General features: G+C 73.1%; 8 protein-coding genes. 2 read left to right on the top strand and 6 right to left on the bottom strand.

The window, feature by feature from the left end:
• Window positions 1-352 precede the first annotated feature (352 nt).
• Window positions 353-1,357 (bottom strand): GlxA family transcriptional regulator, encoded by a 1,005-nt coding sequence (locus ACFC0Z_RS30275; protein ID WP_376444607.1) that lies wholly within the window; start codon window positions 1,355-1,357, stop codon window positions 353-355.
• A gap of 75 nt (window positions 1,358-1,432) precedes the next feature.
• On the opposite strand from ACFC0Z_RS30275, the gene ACFC0Z_RS30270 reads away from it, so the two are divergent.
• Complete coding sequence (locus tag ACFC0Z_RS30270; RefSeq protein WP_376444604.1) at window positions 1,433-2,017, top strand: cysteine hydrolase family protein; 585 nt, start codon at window positions 1,433-1,435, stop codon at window positions 2,015-2,017.
• Here ACFC0Z_RS30270 and proC read toward each other — a convergent pair.
• The 5 genes from proC to ACFC0Z_RS30245 form a co-directional block, all read right to left on the bottom strand.
• The gene (gene proC / locus ACFC0Z_RS30265) at window positions 2,003-2,812 is read right to left on the bottom strand and encodes a pyrroline-5-carboxylate reductase (RefSeq protein WP_376444601.1); all 810 of its coding nucleotides are present in this window, start codon (window positions 2,810-2,812) and stop codon (window positions 2,003-2,005) included. The two genes, ACFC0Z_RS30270 and proC, sit on opposite strands and share 15 nt — an antisense overlap.
• A gap of 83 nt (window positions 2,813-2,895) precedes the next feature.
• The gene (locus ACFC0Z_RS30260; RefSeq protein ID WP_376444598.1) at window positions 2,896-3,633 is read right to left on the bottom strand and encodes an ABC transporter permease; all 738 of its coding nucleotides are present in this window, start codon (window positions 3,631-3,633) and stop codon (window positions 2,896-2,898) included.
• Window positions 3,630-4,451 (bottom strand): ABC transporter ATP-binding protein, encoded by an 822-nt coding sequence (locus tag ACFC0Z_RS30255; protein ID WP_376444596.1) that lies wholly within the window; start codon window positions 4,449-4,451, stop codon window positions 3,630-3,632. The genes ACFC0Z_RS30260 and ACFC0Z_RS30255 overlap by 4 nt, the downstream gene beginning before the upstream one ends.
• A 58-nt stretch (window positions 4,452-4,509) precedes the next feature.
• The gene (locus ACFC0Z_RS30250; protein ID WP_376444593.1) at window positions 4,510-5,025 is read right to left on the bottom strand and encodes a hypothetical protein; all 516 of its coding nucleotides are present in this window, start codon (window positions 5,023-5,025) and stop codon (window positions 4,510-4,512) included.
• Between the two features lie 34 nt (window positions 5,026-5,059).
• The gene (locus ACFC0Z_RS30245; RefSeq protein WP_376444590.1) at window positions 5,060-5,362 is read right to left on the bottom strand and encodes an SH3 domain-containing protein; all 303 of its coding nucleotides are present in this window, start codon (window positions 5,360-5,362) and stop codon (window positions 5,060-5,062) included.
• Between the two features lie 112 nt (window positions 5,363-5,474).
• Between ACFC0Z_RS30245 and ACFC0Z_RS30240 the strand changes: the two genes are divergently transcribed.
• On the top strand, window positions 5,475-7,712 hold the full coding sequence (locus tag ACFC0Z_RS30240) for a PQQ-binding-like beta-propeller repeat protein (protein WP_376444587.1): 2,238 nt from the start codon (window positions 5,475-5,477) through the stop codon (window positions 7,710-7,712).
• Window positions 7,713-7,783 lie beyond the last annotated feature (71 nt).

Below are 7,783 nucleotides of genomic sequence, written 5' to 3'. Positions count from 1 at the left end.
CGGGCCTTTCAGCGGTTCCGACTCTATCAGACCTTTTCAGTGCCTGACCCCCAGTCAGCGGGGCTTGTCTTTCCGGCTGTTGGGCCGTTCCGACGAGTGAGACTTTAGCGAATTCCTGCCTCCGACGCTAATCGGGCGGCTGCGTTCAGTCTTTCGAACGCGGATTCCTCATTTCGCAAAAACGCACGGAAAACCGGATGGCACGACAAAGCGCCATCAGCTTCAGTAGGTCTTGCGGAATGGCTGTCCGGGGCCGACCGGGGTCGGTGCTCACGTCGGACAACTCGGAGAACAGTACGCACCGGGCCATCCCGTGTCAACCCCGGGCCTCGGGTGTCCCCTCTCCGTATGACTACGCGTGCGCTCCCGGGTGACGGAAGGCGTTGCGGTAGTCGCGTGGGCTGGTGGCGAGGTGGGTCGCGAAGTGCTGGCGCATGGTGACCTCGCTGCCGAAGCCCGCGCGGCGGGCCACCTCGGGGAGGGGGTGGTCGGTGCGTTCGAGGAGCTTCTGAGCCGCGGCGACGCGCTGGGCGATGAGCCAGTGCAGGGGTGTGGTTCCGGTGGTGGCCTGGAAGTGGCGGGCGAAGGAGCGGGGGGACATGCCGGCCAGGGCGGCCAGGCTGGCGACCGTGTGCGGTGCGGACAGGTGGGCCAGGGCGTGGGCGCGTACCGCCGCGAGGGCGTCGGCGTCGCGGTCGGCCCTCGGGGTGGGGTGCTCGATGAACTGGGCCTGGGTCCCCGTGCGGAAGGGGGCGGTGACCATCGAGCGGGCGATGGTGGCGGCGGCCTCGGCGCCGTGGGCCGTACGGACGAGGTGGAGGCAGAGGTCGATGCCGGCGGCGGTGCCGGCGGAGGTCCAGATGCCGGAGTCCTCGACGAAGAGGGCGTCGGGTTCGACGCGGATCCCGGGGTGGCGGGCCGCGAGGGCCGGGGCCAGGTGCCAGTGGGTGACGGCCCGGCGGCCGTCGAGGAGTCCGGCGCGGGCGAGGACGAAGGCTCCGGCGCAGAGCGAGGCGACGGGGATGCCGGCGGTGTGGGCGCGGCAGAGTGCGTCGAGGACGGGAGTGGGGAGCTCGGTGTCGGGGTCCTCGATGCCGGGGACGAGGACGAGGTCCGCCGGGGTGAGCTCGTCGAGCCAGGTCAGGGGGCGGTCGGGGGTGAGGCTGAGGCCGCCGGTGAGGGGGATGGGGGTGTGCGGGTCCGCGGCCGCCCGGTGGAGCGTGAAGGGCGGGGCTCCTCGGTCGGTGCGGTCGGTGCCCCAGACCTCGGTGACGACGGAGACGTCGAAGGCGCGGATGCCGGGGAAGGCGAGGAGGGCGACGCGCTGGGGGTGGGGTGTGGAGGGTGACTGCGGCACGTTTGGCAGTAAAACATCGATCGCTGGCTTTTCATCCTCTGGGGATGTCGGCACGACGGCGACAGGATCGTGGGCATGGAGATCTACGAGAACGCAGCGCTGGTGGTCGTCGACGTGCAGAAGGGCTTCGACAGGTCGGAGTTCTGGGGGCGGCGGAACAATCCGGAGGCCGAGGGGAACATCGCGACGCTGATCGACGCCTGGCAGGAGACGGGCCGGCCGGTGGTGTTCGTACGGCACGACTCGGTGCAGCCGGGTTCCCCGCTGGGGGCGGGGACCGAGGGCAACGCCTTCAAGGACCTCGTCGAGGAGCGGCGGGGGAAGGGGACCGGGCCCGAGCTGCTGGTCACGAAGAGCGTGAACTCGGCGTTCTACGGGGAGCCGGATCTCGACGCCTGGCTGAAGGGCGGGGGGATCCGGCAGATCGTGATCGTCGGGATCCAGACGAACATGTGCAACGAGACGACGGCCCGGATGGGCGGGAACCTCGGGTACGACGTCGTGTTCGTGCTGGACGCGATGCACACGTTCGATCTTCAGGGGCCGTTCGGCTGGTCGCAGACGGCGGAGGAGCTGACCCGGGCGACGGCGGTGTCGCTGCACGGCGGAGGGTTCGCCCGGGTCGTGGCCACGGAGGACGTGGTGTCAGCTGTTGCCTGAGGCGAGTTCGCGGCTGCGGTCGCGGGCCGCTTCCAGGGCGGCGATGAGGGCGGCCCGTACGCCGTGGTTCTCCAGTTCGCGGATGGCGCTGATGGTGGTGCCGGCCGGGGAGGTGACGGCCTCGCGGAGCTTGACGGGGTGCTCGCCGCTGTCGCGGAGCATCACGGCGGCGCCGATGGCGGCCTGGACGATGAGGTCGTGGGCCTGGGCGCGGGGCAGGCCGAGGAGGATGCCGGCGTCGGTCATGGCCTCGACGAGGAAGTAGAAGTAGGCCGGGCCCGAGCCGGAGAGGGCGGTGGCCGCGTCCTGCTGGGTCTCGGGGACGCGGAGGGTCTTGCCGACACCGCCGAAGATCTCCTCGGTGTGGGCGAGGTGGGCGGGGGTGGCGTGGCTGCCGCCGGAGATGACGGACATGCCTTCGTCCACGAGGACGGGGGTGTTGGGCATGACCCGGACGACGGGGGTGCCGGTGGTGAGGCGTTCCTCGATGAAGGACGTGGTGATGCCGGCGGCGGCGCTGATGACGAGGCGGTCGGCGGCGACGTGGGGGGCGAGCTCGTCGAGGAGGCGGCCCATGTCCTGGGGCTTGACGGCCAGGATGAGGGTGTCGGCGCGCTTGGCGGCCTCGGCGTTGGTGACGGCCTCGACGCCGTAGCGGGCGTGGAGCTCCTCGGCGCGCTCGCTGCGGCGCGCGGTGACGAGGAGGTTTCCGGGGCGCCAGCCGGCGCGGATCATGCCGCTGAGGAGCGCTTCGCCGATCTTGCCCGTGCCGAGGACTGCGACGGTCTGGGTCATGGTCTTTCACCTCGCCGGAGGGGGGTATGTCCGGTCATCCTCGCATCGGGGGTGCCGGGCGTGCGTGGGTGTCCGAGGGGCGGTCACGCGGTGCGGCGGCGGAGGGTGGCCGCGCCGAGGCCGAGGACGAGGACGGCGCATCCGGCGACGATCAGGGCGTCGCGGACGAAGGCGGCGGTGATGTCGGGGTTGTGGAGGACCTCGTTCATGCCGTCGACGGCGTACGACATGGGCAGGACGTTCGAGATCGCTTCGAGGGCGGGGGCCATCTTGTCGCGCGGGGTGAAGAGGCCGCAGAGGAGGAGCTGGGGGAAGATCACGGCCGGCATGAACTGGACGGCCTGGAACTCCGAGGCGGCGAAGGCGGAGACGAAGAGGCCGAGGGCGGTGCCGAGGAGGGCGTCGAGGAGGGCGACCAGGAGGAGCAGCCAGGGGGAGCCGACGACGTCGAGGCCGAGGAACCAGACGGCGAGGCCGGTGGCCAGGACGGACTGGACGACGGCGACGAGGCCGAAGGCGAGGGCGTAGCCGGCGATGAGGTCGCCCTTGCCGAGGGGCATGGCGAGGAGGCGTTCGAGGGTGCCGGAGGTGCGTTCCCTGAGGGTGGCGATGGAGGTCACCAGGAACATCGTGATGAGCGGGAAGATGCCGAGCAGGGAGGCGCCGATGTTGTCGAAGGTGCCGGGGCTTCCGTCGAAGACGTAGCGGAGCAGGAAGAGCATCACGCAGGGGACGAGGAGCATCAGCGCGATCGAGCGGGGGTCGTGGCGCAGCTGGCGCAGGACGCGGGCGGCGGTGGCGAGGGTGCGGGCGCCGTTCATGAGCGGGGCTCCTGGTGCGCGGGGGCGGACGTGGGGGCCTGGGCGGCCTGGGCCGCGCGGGCGGCGGCCGCGTCGACGAGGTGGAGGAAGGCCTCTTCGACGGTGGCGGTGTCGTTGCGTCGGCGGAGGGCGTCCGGGGTGTCCTCGGCGAGGATCTCGCCCTCGCGCATGAGGAGGAGCCGGTGGCAGCGCTCGGCCTCGTCCATGACGTGGGAGGAGACGAGGAGCGTGGTGCCGCGGTCGGCGGCGATGTGGTGGAAGAGGTCCCAGAGGTCGCGGCGGAGGACGGGGTCGAGGCCGACGGTGGGTTCGTCGAGGACGAGGAGGTCGGGGGTGCCGAGGAGGGCGACGGCGAGGGAGACGCGGCTGCGCTGGCCTCCGGAGAGGCGGCCGGCGAGGGAGTCGGCGTGCGAGGTGAGGTCGACGTCGGCGATGGCGCGGTCGACGGCGGCTCGGCGGTCGTGGCGGCGGGCGCGGCCGGGGAGGAGGACGGCGGCGAAGTAGTCGAGGTTCTGTCGGACGGTGAGGTCGTCGTAGACGGAGGGGGCCTGGGTGACGTAGCCGATGCGGGAGCGGAGGGCGGGGTCGCCGGCGGGGCGGCCGAGGACCTGGAGGGTGCCGCCGACCTTGGCCTGGGTGCCGACGATCGCGCGCATGAGGGTGGTCTTGCCGCAGCCGGAGGGGCCGAGGAGGCCGGTGATGCGGCCGGCGGGGACGGTGAAGTCGAGGCCGCGCAGGACCGTGCGGTCGCCGCGGACGGCGGTGAGGGCCTGGGCGGTGATGGCGGCCGGGGCCGTCCCCGTGGGGGAATTCATCATGTGATGAATTCTGGACCTGGGGGTGTCGGCCGTCAAGCAGTCGGGCGGACGGTCGTGCCTACTTGCGCTTGGGCTTCTTGCGGGCGGCCGGGTTGCCGGTGCGGGCGCCGCGGCGCTTCTCGTACTGGGCGAGGGCGGTCTCGTACTCGGCGCGGCGGAGCTTCTCGCCGGGGGCCTCGGTGAAGCAGCGGAAGAAGTAGGCGAAGAGCGAGCCGATGAAGCCGATCGCCTTGAGGCTGCGGAGGGAGTCCTCGCGGGCCGGGTCGGCGGGGCGGCGGCCGAAGCCCTCCCAGGTCTTGGCGAAGGCGATGGCGCTGCAGACCGCGAACATCACGACGACCAGCAGGTTCACGAAGGAGCCGATCTCCGCGATCTGAAGGCCCTGGTAGGCGAAGCGCAGGACGAAGCAGGCCGCGACGGCGGCGGCGAGCGAGCCGGCGGCCACGCCGACGCGGCGGAGGGCGTAGTTGCCGCTGTGGTCGACCCAGGTCGTGCCGAAGAAACGGATCTCCTCGGGCTGCGGGCCGCCGGGCTTCGCCGGGGTCTGGCTGGGGGTCTGCTCTTCGTCGCTCACGAGGTCGATTATCCCGGAGCGGCGGCGGAAACCCTCAGACGCAGCGCGGTGCGACGTAGCTGTCGCTGCCCGTGTGCACGTACGCGTCGGAGACGTACTCGGCGGTGGCTATGTTGTCCCAGACGTTGGTGGTGCCGTACGGGCCGCTGACCCATTCGCCCGGCTTCTGGCAGTGGACCGGCACCGTGGCGCCGGAGGCGAGGGTGCGGACGATCGGGTACTGCGTGCTCGGGCCCGAGCGGACGTTCACCCGGTAGCCCGGGGCGGTGGCGTAGCGCTTCACGGTCATCTTCGGTGTCCTCCCCCGCGGCGCGAAAAGCCCTGCGCCTGGTTTCACTCTCTGCGACGCGCAGGCTAGCAAGCTCCTCCGACATCACGGGCCCCATGGACTAGGCTCCGTCGGGTCGCGCACGCGCGCGATGTGACGGGGAATCACACGGGGGTGGGGCATGCCGCCGTTGCGCGGGACCGGCGCCGACCGGGACGCGGAAGAGCCGGAGTACGCGGGCGAGTACCGGCTCCAGGCCTGTCTGGGGTCCGGCGGCATGGGCGTCGTCCATCTCGCGGCCTCGGCCTCGGGGCTGCGGCTCGCGGTCAAGGTCGTCCACGCCCGGTACGCGGAGGACCCGGAGTTCAGGGCGCGCTTCCGCCAGGAGGTCGCGGCGGCCCGCAGGGTCAGCGGCGCCTTCACGGCGTCCGTCGTGGACGCCGACCCCGATGCCGTACGCCCCTGGATGGCGACCCTCCACGTGCCCGGGCCGACCCTCGCCGACCAGGTGAAGCGGAACGGGCCGCTGTCCCCCGCCGAACTGCGCCGGCTCACCGCCGGGCTCGCGGAGGCACTGCGGGACATCCACCGTGCCGGGGTCGTCCACCGGGACCTCAAGCCCAGCAACGTCCTGCTGACGGACACCGGGCCGAAGGTCATCGACTTCGGCATCTCCCGGCCGGTCGACAGCGACCTGCACACGGAGACCGGCAAGCTCATCGGTTCGCCGCCGTTCATGGCGCCCGAGCAGTTCCAGCGGCCGAAGGAGGTCGGCCCGGCGGCGGACGTCTTCGCGCTGGGCTCGGTCCTCGTGCACGCGGCGACCGGGCACGGCCCGTTCGACTCCGACAGCCCCTACATCGTGGCCTACCAGGTCGTCCACGACGAGCCCGACCTCACCGGCGTACCGGAGGAGCTGGCGCCGCTCGTCGCGCGCTGCCTCGCCAAGGACCCGGCCGGCCGCCCGACGCCCGCCGAGATCATGTCGGGGCTGCTGCCTCCCTCGTACGAGGCGGAGGCCTTCATACCGACGCAGCGGCGGCGGCCCACCCTGCCGGTGCCCGGGCCCGGCACGGAGGACGGCGGCGCGCCCGGCGGCGCGCCCTCCTGGGACGTGGACACCCGGGTCAGAGAGGCGGCGGCCACCGCCCCCGGCGCCGCCAACGCCCCCACCGTCCCCGGCCGACGGCGCGCGACGCGCCCCCGCGCGCGCGTGCGGCCGCGTCTGACCCTCGCGCTCGTCGCCGTGCTCGCGCTCACCGGCGCCGGGCTGTACGCGGCGCTGAGCACCCCGGCGGACGGCGGACCCGAGACACCCGCGCGCCCGGACAAGGTCGCCACGGCCTTCGCCGGCTGGCGGACCCCCTTGCAGAAGAGCAGCCCCGCCACCGCCCCGGCCTGCACCCACGGCGACGGAGGGCTGTACTGCGCCGCCCGCGGCGTCGGCCTCGCCCGGCTCGACCCGGTCACCGGCCGGCTCCTCTGGTCGCGGACCGTCCCCGTCGAGGCGGAGATCCCGGCCGCCCCCGTCCTCCTCGGCGCGGGCCTCGTCGGCGTCGCCGAACCGACGGGCCCGCTCAGGGCGTACGCGGCCCGGGGCGGCTCCCTCGCCTGGAGCGTGGCGGAGAGGAAGAACGGCGAGGCACCGGAGTCGTACCTCGTGGCCGGTGACGCCGTCGTCCTGAACGACGGGCGCGGCGGCCTGCGGGCGGTCGACAGCTCCAGCGGCGACGAGCTCTGGCGGCACGGGATCCCCGGCTTCACCGCGCCGCACCTCGGGCCCTACGACCCGGTCTCCGGGCTGATCACCCTCTCCGACGTCCTGGCCGACGGGTCCCGCACGCGGATCGCCTTCGTCCGGCCGACGACCGGCGAAGTCGTCCGGGAGCTCTCCCCGGAGGGCGATCTCGCCCCGCTGGCGCACACCGGCGACGGGGCGCTCGTCCTCGGCGAGCTCTACGGGGAGGAGCCGCTCGACGAGCTGGTGATCGTCCCGCCGGGCGGCGGCGCCGACTCCGTGCGCCGGCTGCCCCTCCCGTACCGGATCGACGTCCAGGGCATCGCCGCGCGCGGCCCGGTCCTGTACGTCCTCGACACGTCCGGGCACCTCACCGCCCTGGACACCACTCCGCCCGGGGGCCGGGTCCTCTGGGAGTTCGAGACCGGCGCCGGCAACACCTCCCCGCCGGTCGTCGGCCCCGGGGACCGGCTCTACTTCTCCGTCCAGGACGGACGGCTCATCGCCGTGGACACCGCGCGCGGCGCGCTGATCGGCCAGACCCGGCCGAAGCTGCGGAACGGCCGGCTCGCCTACGCGCCCCACGTGCCCGAGCCGCTGGTCGCCGGGGACCGGATCTTCGGGACCGCGCCCGACGGCTCCGTCTTCGCGGTCGACGCGCGCGAGCCCGAGGCCTGGTAGGCGAGAGGGGGGTACGGGGCTGGTGCCCGTACCCCCCTCTCGCCCAGGCCGTGCAGATCTCGCCGGCCGCG

It is taken from the genome of Streptomyces sp. NPDC056144, from assembly GCF_042264145.1.
Classification (GTDB): domain Bacteria; phylum Actinomycetota; class Actinomycetes; order Streptomycetales; family Streptomycetaceae; genus Streptomyces.
Note: the sequence above shows the minus strand (reverse complement) of the source record. Positions and strands in the feature narration are given on the sequence as shown.

What these genes read in the sequence shown, in the direction of transcription:
- ACFC0Z_RS30270 (WP_376444604.1), top strand. Translation starts at nt 1,433, where the DNA reads ATGGAGATCTACGAGAACGCAGCGCTGGTGGTCGTCGACGTGCAGAAG.
- proC (WP_376444601.1), bottom strand. Translation starts at nt 2,812, where the DNA reads ATGACCCAGACCGTCGCAGTCCTCGGCACGGGCAAGATCGGCGAAGCG.
- ACFC0Z_RS30260 (WP_376444598.1), bottom strand. Translation starts at nt 3,633, where the DNA reads ATGAACGGCGCCCGCACCCTCGCCACCGCCGCCCGCGTCCTGCGCCAG.
- ACFC0Z_RS30255 (WP_376444596.1), bottom strand. Translation starts at nt 4,451, where the DNA reads ATGATGAATTCCCCCACGGGGACGGCCCCGGCCGCCATCACCGCCCAG.
- ACFC0Z_RS30240 (WP_376444587.1), top strand. Translation starts at nt 5,475, where the DNA reads ATGCCGCCGTTGCGCGGGACCGGCGCCGACCGGGACGCGGAAGAGCCG.